At 73.7% G+C, this 17570-nt stretch carries 14 protein-coding genes; 8 read left to right on the top strand and 6 right to left on the bottom strand.

Annotated elements, in window-relative coordinates:
* Positions 1-216: 216 nt before the first annotated feature.
* Both ACSURM_RS13490 and ACSURM_RS13485 read right to left on the bottom strand, forming a co-directional pair.
* Complete coding sequence (locus ACSURM_RS13490; RefSeq protein WP_436955227.1) at positions 217-786, bottom strand: hypothetical protein; 570 nt, start codon at positions 784-786, stop codon at positions 217-219.
* Between the two features lie 279 nt (positions 787-1065).
* Complete coding sequence (locus tag ACSURM_RS13485; protein WP_436955226.1) at positions 1066-2301, bottom strand: serpin family protein; 1236 nt, start codon at positions 2299-2301, stop codon at positions 1066-1068.
* 185 nt (positions 2302-2486) lie between these two features.
* Here ACSURM_RS13485 and ACSURM_RS13480 point away from each other — a divergent pair, with 185 nt between their 5' ends.
* The 7 genes from ACSURM_RS13480 to ACSURM_RS13450 all read left to right on the top strand — a co-directional run bounded on the left by ACSURM_RS13480 (position 2487) and on the right by ACSURM_RS13450 (position 11096).
* A complete protein-coding gene (locus ACSURM_RS13480) occupies positions 2487-3677 on the top strand; it encodes a DUF4190 domain-containing protein (protein WP_436955225.1) in 1191 nt (396 codons plus the stop codon).
* A 162-nt stretch (positions 3678-3839) separates the two neighbouring features.
* Positions 3840-4592 (top strand): GntR family transcriptional regulator, encoded by a 753-nt coding sequence (locus ACSURM_RS13475; RefSeq protein WP_436955224.1) that lies wholly within the window; start codon positions 3840-3842, stop codon positions 4590-4592.
* Between the two features lie 442 nt (positions 4593-5034).
* Positions 5035-5226, top strand: a complete 192-nt coding sequence (locus tag ACSURM_RS13470; RefSeq protein WP_359040943.1) for an SPOR domain-containing protein — start codon at positions 5035-5037, stop codon at positions 5224-5226.
* Positions 5227-5256: 30 nt separating this feature from the next.
* Positions 5257-5691, top strand: a complete 435-nt coding sequence (locus tag ACSURM_RS13465; protein WP_436955223.1) for a (deoxy)nucleoside triphosphate pyrophosphohydrolase — start codon at positions 5257-5259, stop codon at positions 5689-5691.
* 570 nt (positions 5692-6261) lie between these two features.
* The gene (locus tag ACSURM_RS13460; RefSeq protein WP_436955222.1) at positions 6262-6723 is read left to right on the top strand and encodes an ATP-binding protein; all 462 of its coding nucleotides are present in this window, start codon (positions 6262-6264) and stop codon (positions 6721-6723) included.
* A gap of 269 nt (positions 6724-6992) precedes the next feature.
* A complete protein-coding gene (locus ACSURM_RS13455; RefSeq protein ID WP_436955221.1) occupies positions 6993-9581 on the top strand; it encodes a SpoIIE family protein phosphatase in 2589 nt (862 codons plus the stop codon).
* Between the two features lie 159 nt (positions 9582-9740).
* Positions 9741-11096: a hypothetical protein gene (locus ACSURM_RS13450; RefSeq protein WP_436955220.1), complete on the top strand. Its 1356-nt coding sequence runs from the start codon at positions 9741-9743 to the stop codon at positions 11094-11096.
* Here ACSURM_RS13450 and ACSURM_RS13445 read toward each other — a convergent pair.
* The 4 genes from ACSURM_RS13445 to ACSURM_RS13430 are packed head-to-tail and all read right to left on the bottom strand — an operon-like array spanning position 11074 to position 14960.
* On the bottom strand, positions 11074-11847 hold the full coding sequence (locus tag ACSURM_RS13445; RefSeq protein ID WP_436955219.1) for a succinate dehydrogenase/fumarate reductase iron-sulfur subunit: 774 nt from the start codon (positions 11845-11847) through the stop codon (positions 11074-11076). The genes ACSURM_RS13450 and ACSURM_RS13445 overlap by 23 nt on opposite strands.
* Entirely contained in the window at positions 11844-13823 is a 1980-nt protein-coding gene (locus tag ACSURM_RS13440) for a fumarate reductase/succinate dehydrogenase flavoprotein subunit (RefSeq protein ID WP_436955218.1), read from the bottom strand. Before ACSURM_RS13440 ends, ACSURM_RS13445 begins: the two co-directional genes overlap by 4 nt.
* Positions 13823-14644, bottom strand: a complete 822-nt coding sequence (locus ACSURM_RS13435) for a hypothetical protein (protein ID WP_289970141.1) — start codon at positions 14642-14644, stop codon at positions 13823-13825. The genes ACSURM_RS13440 and ACSURM_RS13435 overlap by 1 nt, the downstream gene beginning before the upstream one ends.
* A gap of 25 nt (positions 14645-14669) precedes the next feature.
* Positions 14670-14960: a hypothetical protein gene (locus ACSURM_RS13430; protein ID WP_436955217.1), complete on the bottom strand. Its 291-nt coding sequence runs from the start codon at positions 14958-14960 to the stop codon at positions 14670-14672.
* A 288-nt stretch (positions 14961-15248) separates the two neighbouring features.
* Here ACSURM_RS13430 and ACSURM_RS13425 point away from each other — a divergent pair, with 288 nt between their 5' ends.
* Positions 15249-17486 (top strand): ABC transporter family substrate-binding protein, encoded by a 2238-nt coding sequence (locus tag ACSURM_RS13425; RefSeq protein ID WP_436955216.1) that lies wholly within the window; start codon positions 15249-15251, stop codon positions 17484-17486.
* Positions 17487-17570: the final 84 nt, after the last annotated feature.

The raw sequence follows: 17570 nt of genomic DNA, 5'->3' as shown, positions 1-17570 counted from the left end.
ACGACGCCGCTCCTGCTCGTCCGGGTCGAGGGGCCCGTCACCCCAGTACCTGAGACCGCCTGGGCCATGCCACGCGACACGGCGAGCTGCGCCGTCTTGGTCTTCCCGTGGCGGACCATGTCCGCCGGTGTCTGCACGCCGGCCTCTCTGCTGACGAGGGTCGGGCGGCTTCGAAGGGGTCGGTTTCCTTCGGAGCCCGGTCCCTTTGTCGCGGGGCTATCGGGCTGCGTGGAGGGTGCGCGAGCGGGTCAGTGGGGTGAGGGCGGCCATGAGGACGAGGGCTGCCAGGGGGAGCAGGTCGAGGTTGACGGTTATCAGGAGGAAGAACGCGAACACCAGGGCCGGGCTCCAGATCGGGAGCTGCCTGGGGCGTGTGGTCACCAGCATGATCAGGAGAGTGAGCAGGCCCAGTTGGAAGACCAGGGGGCCTGCCAGTTCCAGTGGGGTGGGGAGCGGGGCCGTGTCGGAGAGGGCGGGGAACAGGTCACCCAGGATCACCCACACGAAGCAGGCCGCGCCGAACAGGCCCGCGGCCGTCGCGGCACCGGCTGCGGTTCTCATCCGGGCCGTGGACGTGGGGATCAGGGCGCGTAGTTCCCACAACAAGGCGCCTAGCAGCAGGAACGCGGCCAGGAAGCATAAGTGGCCCGCGTTCCAGGCCGGGCCTGGGCCGTGGTGGCCGTCCATTCCGTCGATCAGGCGCAGCACGCCGTACGACAGCAGGAGGAGGGGCGCGAGGGTGCAGCACAGTCGGGACAGCCGGGACGCGGTGGATGTCGAGGTCATGTTTCCACGGTGCCGGTCCGGGGCGCGTACGGATATCCGGACCGTCCCCCAGCGGCCCCCAGCAGGCCCCCTAAGGGGTGAGCGGGTAGAGCGCCGGGATGGTCGGGGGTGCGTGGGCGCGGGGCCGATGGGCGCACTGTCTGGAAGGCGGCCCGGTGCTCACCGGTCGCTGGGCACCAAGCGGGGTACCGCGCCGCGACCGGTGGTCGAAGGGGCCTTGCGCCGCATTGAGTTGGGGCCAGTCCCCCCGTCCGCCGGTCCCCAGCTCTCCGGTAGCACTCAGAGAGTCGGCGGAATGCCTGGACTCAGGTCCAAGCCCAGGCCCAGGCCCGTCGCCGGGTACGGGGCCGGGTCCGTGACCCAGCCCGCCGCCAGCACCAGGCGGGAGTCGCGGTCGGCGGCGAGGAAGCCGAAGGGGCGGTCGAAGGCGACCCGGACGACGGTGGTCTCGTAGCGGAACTCCGGAAGGCCGCCCGGCGTCATCGGCACCGCCGTCACCGCCGCCGCCCGGAAGCCCAGCGCGCCGAACTGGGCCACCGCCGACTGCCGGGCCTCGCCGACGGCCAGCGGACGGTCGCTCACCCCCGGGAAGTGCCCGGTCCCGGCGTTCATCGCCGTGGTGAGCCCGAACAGGCCGGACAGGGCGGACAGATCGTGGTCGGCCCGGACCTCGTACGCCACCGTCCGCACGTCCAGCGTCCTCGGCTCCGGTGTGACGGCCGGCTCCTGCTCCACATGCAGGCCGGGGCCGACATGCCCGTGCGGCAGGGCGCCGCCCGCGGTCAGCGGCAGGCCGCGCTCCACGATGCCGACCCCGGCCGCCAGCACCTGGCCCGGTGCCATCCGCTCCTCGCCGAGGACCAGATGGACGTCGACGCCGTTGTCCCCGGGCACCGTCAGCGCGGTGACGAAGCCGTCCGGGGTGCCCGTCACCCCCACCCGGTCCGGCCGCACGCTGCGCCGGTGCAGTCCGCGCAGGGTACGGCCCTGCCAGGGCCCGGAGTCCGGCAGCAACCGCAGCTCCGTGAACGGCTGGCGCCACCGGGTCCGCAGCGCCAGCGCGCCCGCCAGCACCATGCGGGAGTCGCGGGCCAGCGTCACCGGCATCCGCTCGACCAGCCCGCCGGTCCGCTCGGCCGCCCACGCGTCCAGCCGCTCCTGCGCGGTGACCAGGTCGTCCCCGAACCGGCCGTGGGCGCCGGCGGGCAGCCCGGCCCGCCACTCCTCGCGCAGCACCAGCCCGTCGTGCGTCCACAGGCCGAGCGCCGCGTCCAGCCCGGGCACCGACGCGAGCGCCGCCAGCAACTCCCGCGCGGCCCCGGCCGCCTGGTCCGCCGGCACCCCCAGGGCGCCGGCCAGCTCCGCGCGCGCCGGGCCCGCCGCGCCGTCGGCCAGGAAGGCCAGCAGGGGCCACACACCCGGCGCCGAGAACACCGTCTGCCCGGTCAGGGCCTGCGCCCAGCGGGCCGTCAGTCCGTTGACCCGCCGGACCGTCTCCTCGGCCACCCCGCTCACTCGTGCCCCTCCCGGCCCGCCCTGCTCATTCCCACCCGGCCCCCCGGCTCGTCCCGTGCCTGTCCGGGGCCGTGTTCCGCCCCCGCGCGGGCCCCGCTTACGATGCGGCCAGTCGTACGTCAGTCCAGCCGCCGGCCGCCCGCCGGTCCTGTGCTGCCGCCGCCCGACCCAGGAGCACGGTACCGGTGTCCATACCCCCGCCTTCCGGCCCCCACCAGCCAGAAGGGTCTGTTCCGCCGCCCCAGGGGCCGTACGGCCCGCTGGCTCATCCCCAGCCTCCAGGAGTTTCCCCGGGGTTCCCCGCGTATCAACCGTGGGCTCAGGGCTACCGCCCGCACAACGCACCGGCCCCGGTCAACGGTCTCGCCATCGCCTCCCTGGTGCTCGGGGCGCTGTGCTTCGTGCCCGGCGTGGGACTGGTGCTCGGGCTGGCCGGGCTGCGGCAGATCCGCCGGCGCGGCGAGCGCGGCACCGGGCTGGCCGTGGGCGGCGCGGTGCTCTCCGGGGTGGGACTGCTGCTCTGGGCGCTGCTGTTCGCCACGGGCGGCGCCTCGGCCCTGTGGCACGGAATCAGAGAGGGCGCACGCGACGAGGCCACCGTCTCACTGACGGAAGGCCAGTGCTTCAACGCGCCGGGCGGTGCGCTCACCGGTGTCACCTACGACGTGGACACGGTCTCGTGCTCCGGCACGCACGACGGTGAGGTCTTCGGGACCTTCCGGCTGCCGGGCGGCGGCCCGTACCCGGGGGACGACGCGGTCGGCGACACCGCCGACGAGCGCTGCCAGGCCCTGCGGGACGGCTACGCGATGGACGGCTGGGCCGTGCCGGAGTACGTCGAGGTGTACTTCCTGACGCCGACCGAGGAGAGCTGGGCCGCCGGGGACCACGAGGTCACCTGCGTGTTCGGGCACACCGACGAGGGCGGCGACCTCACCGGTTCGCTGCGCAACGACGAGACCGACCTGGACGCCGACCAGGTCGCCTACCTGAAGGCCGCGCACCTGCTGAACGCGGCGCTGGAGACCGCCCCCGGCGAGGAGTACGTGGAGGACGACCTGCCGGGTCACAAGGCGTGGGCCGGCCGGGTGGCGGCCGCGCTCGGCGAGCAGGCCCGGACGCTGCGCGCGCACTCCTGGCCGGCCGACGCCGCCGGGCCGGTGGAGGGGCTCGCCGCCGGCCTGGACAGGGCACGCGCGGAGTGGACGAAGGCGGCCGGGGCCAAGGACGCGGACACCTTCTCCGCGCACTACGAGAACGGCCTGGACCTGATCGACCCGGTCCGTGCGGTCATCGTCCGGTCGGTCCTGGGGCTGGCCACCACGCCGCCCACGGCGGGGGACGACGAGGGAAGCGGCACCCGCATGCAGGTGTGAGCCGGTGCGGACCGAGGGCACCTATACGTGAGGAAAAGTGCCTGCGTAAAGGCCTACCCGCCGCCACGTCATCACATCGAGTGATTCTCTGGCCTCTGCTTGCACCGCTGAACCCACGGTTGCCAGGCTGTTGCTGTCTGTACAACCTGAGGGGAGTGGCCAGTGGCTTTCGGTGAGCAGCCGGCGTATCTGCGTGTCGCGGGTGATCTCCGCAAGAAGATCGTCGACGGCTTGCTGCCGCCCCACACCCGGCTGCCCTCGCAGGCCCGCATCCGCGAGGAGTACGGCGTCTCGGACACGGTCGCGCTGGAGGCCCGCAAGGTGCTGATGGCCGAGGGGCTGGTCGAGGGCCGCTCCGGCTCGGGCACCTATGTGCGCGAGCGGCCCGTGCCCCGGCGGGTGGCCCGCTCCGGATACCGCCCGGCCGGCGGCGCCACGCCGTTCCGGCAGGAGCAGGCCGACACCGCGGTGCGCGGCACCTGGGAGTCCAGCAGCGAGCGGACCGAGGCCGGCGCGGACGTCGCCGAGCGGCTCGCGATCCAGGTCGGCGACCGGGTCATGCGCACCCGGTACGTCTTCCGGGAGGCCGGTGAGCCGATGATGCTCTCCACCTCCTGGGAGCCCCTCGCGGTCACCGGCCGCACGCCCGTGATGCTGCCCGAGGAGGGTCCGCTCGGCGGGATGGGCGTGGTCGAGCGGATGCGGGCCATCGACGTCATCGTGGACAACGTCACCGAGGAGGTCGGTGCCCGCCCGGGCCTCGCCGAGGAACTGCACCTGCTCGGCGGCGTCCCCGGCCATGTGGTGCTGGTCGTCCAGCGCACCTACTTCGCCTCCGGCCGCCCGGTCGAGACCGCCGACGTGGTCATCCCGGCGGACCGTTACCGGGTCGCGTACCACCTGCCGGTGAAGTGACCCCCGCCCTGCCCCGGCCGTACCCGTGACATGGGCCGGCCCGGCCCGTCCGACTGCCTCGACCGGTCCGGTCGGAGGGCGGCCCGCACGGAACGCCATGCTCCGCTCGGAGTGAGCTAGCGCACACCCCCGCGCGCCGCCGGGCCGGGCCGACGGCTCCCGCCGGTCGTCGCCGCCCTCTCCCGGGGTCCGCTGATCCGCCCGTCTCCCCAGGTGGGCGCCCGGTGGTCCCGGCGGACCCGCGTGGCGGGGCGGTGGCGTCCCCGGCGGCGCGTTCGGCGGCGCGCGCCCCCTACGTTCCGGCCGGTTGCGTACCTCTTTGTGAAAAGCCGTATGCGCAGCGTGAAGGTAGGGCGTACGCTCGGGCATATGCGGAGTGCGGTTTCCTTGTCCGCGGAAGGCGGGTGGAACGGTGCGGGAAGGGGCACGGGCGGTGGGGGCGATGAGTGAGGGGGCGGTTTCCCTGCCCTGGATCGTGATACGGCAGGACGACAACGGCAATCGCTACCGCGTCGGCCGGTACGCGACCCGCGCGGAGGCGCAGAAGACCGCCGACAGCCTCGGCGGCCAAGGCCGGGAACAGCTCTACTGGGTGGAGCGCATCGGTCAGAACGGGGACAGCGCGCAGAACTGACCGGGCGCGCGCTCCCGTAGGCTCCCCTCCATGACGCGCACGACTGCCCAGGCGGAACCGATCGTGGTGGTGGGAGCCGCCCTGCTCGACGGCGGCCGGCTGCTCGCCGCGCGCCGTAGCGCGCCCGCCGACCTGGCCGGGCGCTGGGAACTGCCCGGCGGCAAGGTCGAGCCCGGTGAGCGGCCCGAGGACGCCCTGGTGCGCGAGCTGCGCGAGGAGCTGGGTGTCCACGCCGAGCCGGTCGAACGGGTGCCGGGGCAGTGGCCGCTGCGCACGCCGTACGTCCTGAGGGTGTGGACCGTCCGCCTGCGCCCCGGCTCGCCGGCCCCCCGGCCCCTCCAGGACCACGACGAGCTGCGCTGGCTCACCCCGGACCAGGTCTGGGAGGTCGACTGGCTCGACCAGGACGTCCCGGCGGTACGCGAGGTCGCCACCCGCTGGACCAAGAGCCCCGACCACCCCTGACGAGGCCGACGACCACGCGCGGACCCGCCCTCCGGGCTCCCGGCACTTCGGGACCCACGGCCTCCGCACCGAACCCGCTCTAGGGCCCCTGCGCCCCCGGGTTGACCTGGTCCCCGGGGTGTCCGTGGGCTCGGCGTCGAACCGGCCCCAGGCCCTGCGGCGTCCGCACCGGTCTGGCATACCGGGCTTCCGTGGCCTCCGTGTCGGCTCCGCCCCAGGGGTCTCTGTCGCCTCGGTGCCGATTCGCGCCGATGTGGGCCTCCATGGCCTCGGTGTCAAGCCGGGCCCCTGCCCCTTGCGTCCCCGCGCCGCCCCGGCCCCCGGGCTCCTGCGGTCTTGGTACCGGCCTGGCCCCAGGGGGTTCCGTGGCCTCCGTGTGGACTGGCACCGATCCGGGCCTCCATGGCCCCGGTGCCGAGCCGGGCTCCTGTCCTCCGCGAACCCGCGCCGCCCCCCCGGAGTCCCCGTGCCGCCCCACCCCCGGCCCCCGCCACGCCCCGTGGAGCACCCCGTACGCCGTTCGTGCCACAGTGCGCCGTCTCTTGCGGTACTGGCTGCTGGATATCGGGTATGTCCCCATTAACCCCACGAAACCGGACATGGTGGGCTCCGCTGGCCTGGGAAGTGATCGGCGTGATCGACACCGATGGCGGCTGCGCCGAGTGGACCTTTCCCGCGGAGCCGGGCGCCGTGCGCTCCGCCCGTGCGGTGGTCCGGGGCCAGTTGCACGGCTGGGACCTGGACTCCGTCGCCGACCTCGCCGCGCTGCTCGTCAGCGAGCTCGTGACCAACTCGCTGCGGCACGCCACCGGCCCCATCGGGGTACGGCTGTTGCGCCCCGCCACACTGGGCGACACCCTGCGGGTGGAGGTCTCCGACCCGCTCCCCGACCCCCCGAGGGAACGCGTCGCCCACCCCGAGGACGAGAGCGGACGCGGCCTCCAGTTGGTCGCCGGCTCCTCCCGCCGCTGGGGCACCCGGCCCGGGGCCGAGGGAAAGACGGTCTGGTTCGAGCTGGCGGTACCCGGGTAGGCGGGGCACCCATGGGGCACGGGGGTGTACGGCCGTCGACGTGCCGTACGACGTGCGCGCCGGGGGCGCACATGGTTCGGCGGCGTGTGGTTCGGCGGTGTGTTCCCTGGTTAGAAGAGTGGGAGTGTTGTCACGGACCGGTCCGAAAAACATCTGGACCGACCTGTGATCGTGAACACCGTGTCCTGTGGCGCCGTAGTGCTGGATACTGCGGGCAGCCGCCCCCGGTGACCGGTGCCGGACGCGGTGAGCTGGAGGGGACGGTTCGCGTGAGCGAGATACCAGCGAAGGCCACGGAGTCCGAGGACCCGTCGGACGGCGCGAGGAGTCAGGCCGCACAGGCAGAGGCGGCGGCCGGCGACGCCATGTGGCAGAGCAGTCCGCCCGGTTCCATCTACGACTACATCCGGGTGGCGTCCTTCTCCATCAGCCCCGGCGGCCTCGTCGACCAGTGGAGCCTGCGCGCCGAGCAGCTGTTCGGCATCCCCGCCGACCGCGCCGTCGGCACGGATCCGATAGAGGCCTTCGTCGATCCCGACCTGCGCGAGCGCGGCCAGCGGAAGATGGCCGAGATCCTCGACGGGCGCGAGTGGACCGGGGTGGTGCCGTTCCGGATGCCGGACCGGCCGGACGGCACCCGCGGCGAGGAGGGCCTGGCCGAGGTGTACGTCATGCCGACGCGCACCGCCGAGGGCGAGAAGGCCGCCGTCTGCATCGTCGTGGACGTACGCACCCTGCGCAGCATCGAGACCGATCTCGCCGCCTCCCAGGCCATATTCGGCCAGTCGCCCTTCGGCTTCCTGCTGATCGACACCGACCTGCGGGTCCGCCGCGCCAACGAGCGCTTCGCCTCCATCTTCGGCGGCACCCCCGACGACCACCGCGGCAAGGGTGTGCACGACTATCTGCCGCGCCCCGAGGCCGAGCGGGTCTCGGCCACCCTGCGGCGGGTGCTGGAGACCGGCGAGTCCATCACCGACATGCACGTCACCGGGTACGTGCCCGGCTCCGAGGAACGCCGCCACTGGTCCATCAACCTCTACCGCGTGCACAGCGGCAGCGGCCGGCCCATCGGCGTCGCCTGGCTCGGCACGGACATCACGGCCCGCCGGGCCGCCGCCCGCGAGGCCGCCGCCGCCCGCCGCAACCTCGCGCTGCTCAACGAGGCCGGCGCCCGCATCGGCAACTCCCTGGACCTGGAGACCACCGCCCGGGAACTCCTCGACGTGGTCGTCCCCGGCTTCTGTGACCTGGCCACCGTCGACCTCTACCAGGGTCTGCTGGCCGGTGACGAGACCCCGCCCGGCCACGCCGACGGCAGCGCGGAACTGCGCCGCGTCGCCTTCGCCAGCGCCGTCTCCGGCGCGCCCTTCAGCAGCGCCGGGAAGCCCGTCGACGTCGGCGCGGTCCACCACTTCCCGTTCCACTCGCCCTCCGCCGAGGCCCTGCGCACCGCCCGCCCGCAGCGGGTGCCCGCCGAGGAGGGGGGCCTGGTGCAGTCCACGCTGGCCGTGCCGATGGTCGCCCACGACACGGTCGTGGGACTCGCCCAGTTCGCCCGCACCAAGGGCAGCGAGCCGTTCGGCGACCGGGACCGGGACCTCGCCGTCGAACTCGCCGCGCGCGCCGCCGTCTGCATCGACAACGCGCGCCTGTACCGCCGGGAACACGAACGGGCGCTGATACTGCAACGGTCCCTGCTCCCGCCCGGCGACCCCGAGGCGTCCGGCCTGGACATCGCCTGCCGCTATCTGCCCGGCAACGCGGCGACCGAGGTGGGCGGCGACTGGTTCGACGTCATCGAACTGCCCGGCCACCGCACGGCGCTGGTCGTCGGCGACGTGATGGGCCGGGGCCTGCGCGCGGCCGTCGCGATGGGTGAACTGCGCACCGCCGTCCGCACCCTGGCACTGCTGGACCTGGAACCGGCGGAAGTGCTCTCCGCGCTGGACGAGATCGCCCGCGGCCTCGGCACGCCGGGCGGGGTCCAGCAGGCCACCCGCACGGCCCGCCAGCCCCGGGACGCCGACCTGTCCGAGGTGTACCTCGCGACCTGCGTCTACGCCGTCTACGACTCCGTCACCAGACGATGTACGTTCGCCAACGCGGGCCATCTGCCGCCGGTGCTGGTCGAGCCCGGCGAGCCGGCGCTGATGCTCGACGTGCCGCCGGGCATGCCGCTCGGCGTGGGCGGCGAGCCGTTCGAGGAGGTCGAGGTCGAACTGCCGGAGGGCGCGCTGCTCGCCCTGTACACGGACGGCCTGGTCGAGTCCCGGGACCATCCGCTGGACGAGGGCCTCCAGGCGTTCATCGGGGCGCTCACGGATCCCTGCCGGCCGCTGGAGGACGTCTGCGACCACGTCCTCAGCACCCTCGACACCCACCACGGCGAGGACGACATCGCCCTGCTGATGGCCCGGGTGCAGGGGCTGCCCGAGGACTCCGTCGGGGACTGGACGCTGCCCCGCGAGCCGCGCAGCGTGGGCCGGGCCCGCGAGTACGCCCGCAACCGGCTCCAGTCCTGGGACCTGGAGCCGCTGATCGACACGACCGAGCTGCTGGTCAGCGAGCTGGTGACGAACGCCCTGCGGTACGGCGAGGGGGAGATCCGGCTACGGCTGCTGCTGGACCGCACGCTGGTGTGCGAGGTCTGGGACTCCGGCCTGGTCCAGCCGCGCCGGCGCCGGGCCCGGGACACCGACGAGGGCGGCCGGGGCCTGCAACTGGTCGGGCTGCTCAGCGCGGCGTGGGGGTCACGGCGTACGCCGCGTGGCAAGACGGTGTGGTTCGAGCTGCCGCTGCCCGGCGGAGAGGGCGGCCTTACCGACCCGGCGGAGGCCCTGCTGAGCCTTTTCTGACCCCCCTCGCCCGACCGCCCAGCGGCCGCCGGGCGCCGCCACCCCGGCGGTCGACGTCCCCTCCGGTCGCGGGAACCGGATCGGGGGCCTCGACCGTCATCAGCGGCAACACCAGCCACGCGGTCCCCGACAGGACGCCCGGCAAGGCATGGACATCACTTGCGGAGCGGAGGAGTGGAGGAGCGGGGCGACGGCCCGGCGAGCGGGGCGGACACGGGTGGGGACCCAGCCACACGAGGGGGCGGAATGGGCGAGAGACGGACGGACGGAACCCGGGGCGACGACGGCCACGCGGACGGAAACCCGGCCGGGCAGAACCACACACCGGCCGAGCGAACCCCCGAAAGCCGACCACCCGAAACGCCCACGGACCACAGCGACACGACCACACCGCCCCCACCCCCCGAGCCCGCCCCGGTCCCTGGCCCCGACCCCGACCCCACCTCGGACCCCGAGCCCCAGCCCGCCTCCGACCCGGCCCCCTCCCGCCCCCGCAAGCGCCGCGTCCTTCGGCGTTTGGTCGGGGCCCTTCTCGCGCTGCTCCTGATTCCGTTGCTCACCGCCGAGGCGGCGTTGTGGGTCAACTACACCGGTGATCCGGCGTCCGGCACCCGTACCCGGGGCCGGGACGCGCTCTGGCTGGGGCATGCCTGGGTGGACGGGCGGAAGGGCGAGCGGGACGTGCGGGACCTCGCGCGGCGGCTGCGCGGCACCGGTATCCGGGACCTCTACGTCCACTCCGGCCCCTTGGAGCACGACGGCACCCTGCCCGCGTCGGCGTACCGGAAGGCCCGCTGGTTCACCGCGGCCGTGCACCGGGAACTCCCCGGCGTCCGGGTGCAGGCATGGCTCGGTGACGTGCTGGCCACCGAGACCCCCGACGGGCTGCGCCTGGAACGCGCGGCCACCCGGACCGCGATCCTCGCCTCCACCCGGGCCGTCCTCGACGCCGGATTCCAGGGCGCGCACTTCGACCTGGAGCCCCTGCACTCCGGCGACCGGAACTACCTCGCCCTCCTCGACGACCTGCGCGACCTCACCCGCGCCCGGGGCGCGGCCCTGTCCGTCGCCGCCCACCAGATCGACCCGCTGCCCGCCTTCCACTCCCTCGCGGGTACGGCCACCGGCCACCCCAAGTGGTGGTCGCAGGCGTACTTCGCGCAGGTGGCCCGCCGGGTGGACCAGATCGCCGTCATGTCGTACGACACCATGCAGCCGTCGCAGAGCCTGTACGGCGGCTATGTGGCCCAGCAGACGAGCCTGGCCCTGGAGGTCACCCCGGACGGCACCGACCTGCTGATGGGCCTGCCCTTCTACCACGAGAACCGGTTCGGCCACTGGGGCCACGCCGAGACCGTCCCGGCCGCCGTGCGCGGGGTCCGGCTCGGCCTGAGCCGCACCGACGCCGGCCGCGCCCGCTTCGGCGTCGCCCTCTACGTCGACTTCGCGGCCACCGAGGCGGACTGGCGGGCGTACCGGGACGGCTGGGCGGCTACGCCCCCGACCGCCTCCTGATCTTCGAACCGAGCCACACCAGCGGGTCGTACTTGCGGTCCACGGCCCGCTCCTTCAGCGGGATCAGGGCGTTGTCGGTGATCTTGATGCCCTCGGGGCACACCTCCGTGCAGCACTTGGTGATGTTGCAGTAGCCCAGGCCGTGTTCGTCCTGCGCGGCGCGCCCGCGGTCCAGTCCGGCCCCGGCCGCCGCGTCCAGCGGGTGCATGTCGAGCTCGGCGACGCGCATCAGGAAGCGCGGGCCGGCGAACGCCCGCTTGTTCTCCTCGTGGTCGCGCACCACATGGCAGGTGTCCTGGCACAGGAAGCACTCGATGCACTTGCGGAACTCCTGCGAGCGGTCCACGTCCTCCTGGAACATGCGGTACTCGCCCGGCCCCAGCCCGGCCGGCGGCACGAAGGCCGGGACCTCCCGCGCCTTCTGGTAGTTGAATCCGACGTCCGTCACCAGATCGCGGATCACCGGGAAGGCGCGCAGCGGGGTGATCGTGATCGTCTCGGCGCGGTCGAAGACCGACATCCGGGTCATGCACAGCAGCCGCGGGCGGCCGTTGACCTCCGCCGAGCAGGAACCGCACTTGCCCGCCTTGCAGTTCCAGCGCACGGCCAGGTCGGGTGCCTGGGTGGCCTGGAGGCGGTGGACGATGTCCAGCACCACCTCGCCGTCGTTGACCTCGACGGTGAAGTCCTCCAGACCGCCGCCGTCGGCGTCACCCCGCCACACCTGGAAACGGGCCTCGTAGCCGCTCACTCGTACAGCTCCTCTTCGGCGAGGTACTTGACCAGCTCCTCCTTCTCGAAGAGGGCGAGCAGGTCCGGGCGGATGGGTTCGGTTCTCTCACGGGTGAGCCGGATCTGCGCCCGCGCGGGGTCGGCCGCCGCGAGGGTGCCGGAGGGGTCGGCGAGGGCGCACAGCAGGTTCACGTTGCGCCAGGCGCGGTCCATCGCCGGGTGGTCCTCGCGGGTGTGCCCGCCGCGCGACTCGGTGCGCTCCAGCGCTGCCCGCGCCACGCACTCGCTGACCAGCAGCATGTTCCTGAGGTCCAGGGCGAGGTGCCAGCCGGGGTTGAACTGGCGGTGGCCCTCCACCCCGGCCCGCCGGGCCCGTACCCGCAGCTCGGCCAGCCTGCGCAGGGCCTGCTCCATCTCGTCCTCCCGGCGGATGATGCCGGCGAGGTCGTTCATGGTCTGCTGGAGTTCCTGGTGCAGGGTGTACGGGTTCTCCGGCGGACCCGCCTCGCCCCCGGCCCCGGCGGAGCCCCCGGCACCCGCGGGACCCCCCGCCCCCACGGCGGCCCCGGCGGCGAACGGGCGCAGCGCCTCCGCCGCCGCCGTGTCCACCTGGGCCTCGTCCACCGGCGGGCGCCGGTCCGCGAGCCCGTGCGCGTACTCGGCCGCGTGCCGGCCCGCGCGGCGGCCGAACACCAGTAGGTCGGACAGCGAGTTGCCGCCCAGCCGGTTGGAGCCGTGCATGCCGCCGGCCACCTCGCCGGCCGCGTACAGCCCCGGCACCCCGCGCGCCGCCGCCGAGTCGGAGTCGACCGCGACCCCGCCCATCACGTAGTGGCAGGTCGGCCCGACCTCCATCGGCTCCGCCGTGATATCGACGTCCGCCAGCTCCTTGAACTGGTGGTACATCGACGGCAGCCGGCGCCGGACCACCTCGGCGGGCATCCGGGTGGAGACGTCGAGGAAGACCCCGCCGTGCGGGGAGCCCCGGCCCGCCTTCACCTCGGAGTTGATCGCGCGGGCCACCTCGTCGCGGGGGAGCAGTTCCGGCGGGCGGCGGTTGTGGTCCGGGTCCTCGTACCACCGGTCGGCCTCCTCCTCCGACTCGGCGTACTTGTCCTTGAAGACGTCCGGGACGTAGCCGAACATGAACCGCTCGCCCTCGGAGTTCCGGAGCACCCCGCCGTCCCCGCGCACCGACTCGGTGACCAGGATGCCCTTCACCGACGGCGGCCAGACCATGCCGGTCGGGTGGAACTGCACGAACTCCATGTTCACCAGGGGAGCGCCCGCCAGCAGTGCCAGCGCGTGGCCGTCCCCGGTGTACTCCCAGGAGTTGGAGGTGACCTTGAAGGACTTGCCGATGCCGCCGGTCGCCAGCACCACGGCCGGCGCCTCGAGCACCAGGAAGCGGCCGGTCTCGCGCTCGTAGCCGAAGACGCCCGAGACCCGCTCGCCGTCCTTGAGGACGCGGGTGACCGTGCACTCCTGGAAGACCTTCAGCCGGGACTCGTAGTCACCGGTCTCCCGGTGGTCCTCCTGCTGGAGCGCGACCACCTTCTGCTGGAGGGTGCGGATCAGCTCCAGCCCGGTGCGGTCGCCGACGTGCGCCAGCCGCGGGTACTCGTGGCCGCCGAAGTTGCGCTGGGAGATCCGGCCGTCCCGGGTCCGGTCGAACAGCGCCCCCCAGGTCTCCAGCTCCCACACCCGCTCCGGGGCCTCCCGGGCGTGCAGCTCGGCCATCCGCCACTGGTTCAGGAACTTGCCGCCGCGCATGGTGTCGCGGAAGTGGACCTGCCAGGTGTCGTTCTCGTTGGCGTTGGCCATCGCCGCCGCGATGCCGCCCTCGGCCATCACCGTGTGCGCCTTGCCGAACAGCGACTTGCAGATCACGGCCGTACGGGCACCCCGCTCCCGGGCCTCGATCGCGGCCCGCAGCCCGGCGCCGCCGGCACCGACGACCACGACGTCCCACTGCTGCCGTTCCACCGCTGCCATCAGAAGAACCTCGGATCGTCGAAGACACCGGACGCGACCAGGTAGACGTAGAAGTCCGCGAGCGCCACGCTCAGCAGCGAGGCCCAGGCCAGCTGCATGTGGCGGGCGTTGAGCCGCCCGACGAACTGCCAGGCCCGGTAGCGCGCCGGGTGCTTGGAGAAGTGCTTGAGCTTGCCGCCGACGATGTGCCGGCAGGAGTGGCAGGAGAGGGTGTACGCCCAGATCAGCACGATGTTGGCCAGGAACACCAGGGTGCCCAGGCCCATGTGCCCCCACCGGTAGTGCTCGTCCCGGAAGGCCAGCACGGTGTCGTAGGTGAGCACCCCGGCCACCAGCAGGGCGGCGTAGAAGAAGTACCGGTGGACGTTCTGCAGGATCAGCGGGAAGCGGGTCTCGCCGGTGTACGACCGGTGCGGCTCGGCCACCGCGCAGGCGGGCGGGGACGCCCAGAAGGCGCGGTAGTACGCCTTGCGGTAGTAGTAGCAGGTCAGGCGGAAGCCGAGCGGGAAGATCAGGATGATGATCGCGGGCGAGATGCCCCACCAGCCGCCGAACAGGTCGGCGTTGGGACCGGCGCGCATGGCCCGGCAGTTCTCCGCCAGGCACGGCGAGTAGAACGGCGAGACGTACGGCGCCGCGTAGTAGTGCGCGTCGGCGAAGGCCCGCCAGGTCGAGTAGACGACGAAGGCGAGCAGACCGGCCGCGGTGCAGGCGGGCGCCAGCCACCAGCGGTCGGTCCGCAGATGCGGGGCGGTGATCGCGGCGCGCGTACCGGTGCGTACGCCGCCGCGCTGCTGGGGGGATTCCGTACCAGTGGCCAAGTCGGGACTCCGGTCGGTAGCGGGTTCAGGGGGCGCGGCGGTCGCGGGCGCCCAGGCCCTCGTCGTCCGAGTCCGTCCACAGGCTGATGTCGTAGGGCGCGTCGGAGATGGTGACGAGGTCGGGCCGGTGGGGCGCGGCCGGGGCGGTGGCGGTCTCCCGCAGCAGGGCCACGCTCTCGCGCAGGTGTGCGGCGTCCAGCCGGACCCGCCGTATCTCCAGGCCGCCGCGGCCCAGCTGGTGCTCCAGGCGGCTCAGCGACCGGTTGAGGTCGTCCAGACAGCGCTGGACGGCGGTGATGTCGTCGTGCACGGACATGACTTGCCCTCGCTTCCACGGGACCGGCGGGCCATGGGCGGCAACGTTCATGCGCCTTGGAGTGTCGCGCCTCGGCCTGCCGGTGTGAAGGGATGTGCGGCGATTGGCCGGGGCGTACGGATGCATCGTCCGGGCGGTGTGCGCCGCATGGGTGGGCTTACCGGCTGTCGCCGCCGTGTCGCCCGCCGTTGCCGGATCCTTTCCTCTTCAGTGGCGGCATAGATCTGATCAGCTCCATATACCGCCAAATGCGAGCATAAGGCCCGTGGCTCCCCGGAGGTAGCAGAGATGTCCTACGACGGCGACGCCCCCCACGCGGTCGCGGCGGGGCAGCGCCCCACCGGCGCGCGGCCGGCCACGACCCGCCCCCGGCCGCACCGCACCGCGTCCCGGTCCCTGCGGCGGGGCGCCCTGCGCTCGGCCGCCTTCCTCACCGCCGGCACCCTCGCCGTGCCGCTGCTCGCCGGCTGCGGTGAGGACGAGAAGCCCTCCGCCCCCCTCGCCGGGCAGGACATCGCCCCGGTCGCCCGGAGCCTGGTCGCCGAGGGCTCCACCCTGAAGTGGGCCGTGGACGCCCTGCCGGAGACGCTCAACACGTTCCAGGCCGACGCCGACGCCGGCACCGGCCGGGTCGCCCAGGCCGTGCTGCCCTCGATGTTCCGGCTCGACGCGAACGGCCGCCCGGTGCCCAACCCGGCCTACCTGGAATCGGCCGAGGTCATCGAGACCGAGCCGCGCCAGGTGGTGCTGTACAAGCTGAACCAGCAGGCCGTGTGGAGCGACGGCCGGGAGATCGGCGCCGCCGACTTCGTCGCCCAGTGGCGGGCCCTGTCCGGCCGGAACAGCGCCTACTGGACCGCCCGCAACGCCGGCTACGAGCGCATCGCCAAGATCGAGCGCGGCGACAGCGACCTCCAGGTCCGGGTCACCTTCTCGCGTCCCTACGCCGACTGGAAGTCGCTGTTCTCCCCGCTGTACCCGAAGGACGTCACGGGCACCCCGGACGCCTTCAACGACGGCGCCCGCCGCAAGCTGAAGGTCACCGCCGGCCCGTTCCGGGTGGAGCGGGTCGACACCGCGAACAAGGACGTGGTGCTCACCCGCAACCCCCGCTGGTGGGGCAGGCCGGCCAAGCTGGAGCGGATCGTGCTGCACGCCGTGCCCCGCGACCAGCGGGCCGCCGCGCTCGCCGACGGCAGCGTGGACCTGGCCGAGGTCGACCCCGCCGACGCCCGGCGGATCGGGCTCGCACACCGCCCGGGGGGCACCGGCACCCCGCTCCAGGGCGGCGGCCGCACCTCGGTGAAGAAGCTGCGCGACTGGGCGCTCGCCCACGGCCTGGACGCCGGGGAGGACGCCGGCCGGGGGCAGCTCGGCCGGACCATCGGCCGCTACCTGGAGCAGCAGCAGGCGCTGCGGGGCGTGGAGCTCCGCAAGTCGCTGGAGCCCGCCTACACCCAGCTCGCCCTCAACGGCGCCGGCGGCCCCCTGGCCGACGAACGGGTGCGCCGGGCCGTCGCCCGCGCCCTGGACCGGGTGGAGCTGGCCCGGCTGGTGCTCACCCCGCTGGGGCTGCCCGCCGTGCCCGTCGGCAGCCACCTGGCACTGTCCGGGCAGGCCGCCTACGCCGACAGCAGCGGCGCGCTCGGCGCCCCGGACGCCAAGGAGGCCCAGGCGCTGCTCGCCGACGCCGGCTGGGTGCGCGGCGGCCCGCTGAAGGAGCAGCACAAGACCCAGAAGGCGGCGGGCTCCGAGCGCCATGGCGAGGACGTCTCCGAGGGCGGCGAGGACGGCGCGTACATCGTCGGCGAGGACGACAAGGGCCACCGCCAGGAGACCGCCGGCGACCAGCGCGAGCACACCGACCCGCACCTCGCCCGGGAGGGCCGGTCCGGCGGCGCCCCCGGCGCCTACGCGCCCAAGGGCACGGCCGCCCCGGCCGCCGCGCCGGCCGGGCCGCTCGCCAAGGACGGCAAGCCGCTCGCGCTGCGCTTCGTGCTGCCCTCCGGCCCCGGCTCGGACACCCTGAACTCGGTCGCCGAGCGGATCTCCGCGATGCTGGAGCAGGTCGGCATCCGCGCGACGATCACCAAGGTCTCCGACGAGAGCTACTTCAAGGACCACATCGCCGCCGGCGACTACGACCTCGCCCTGTACTCCTGGCCCGCCACCGCCTTCCCGGCGACCGACGCCCGGCCCGTCTACGCCAAGCCGCTGCCGGCGGCGGACGGCTCGGTGAACGTCGAGCAGAACTACACCCGGGTCGGCACCGACCAGGTGGACCAGCTCTTCGAACAGGCCGCCACCACCCTGGACGAGGACGAGGCGCGGGACCTGATCAAGAAGGCCGACTCCCGGATCTGGGCGGCGGCCGGCTCCATCCCGCTCTACCAGCGCCCGCAGCTGGTGGGAGTGCGCGAGAACGTCGTCAACGCGGGGGCCTTCGGGTTCGGGACGCCGGTCTACGAGGACATGGGCTTCCTGAAGAAGGGGGCGAAGGTCTCGCCCGCCCCGGACAAGGGGTAGGACGGGCCGGGCGAGCCCCTTCGGCGGGGGCCACGTACCATGGGGTGAGGCCGTGGCGTGTCCAGCCCGGCAGGACCCGCGCGG

It is taken from the genome of Streptomyces sp. SudanB182_2057 (assembly GCF_964272715.1).
GTDB lineage: Bacteria > Actinomycetota > Actinomycetes > Streptomycetales > Streptomycetaceae > Streptomyces > Streptomyces rubradiris.
Note: the sequence above shows the minus strand (reverse complement) of the source record. Positions and strands in the feature narration are given on the sequence as shown.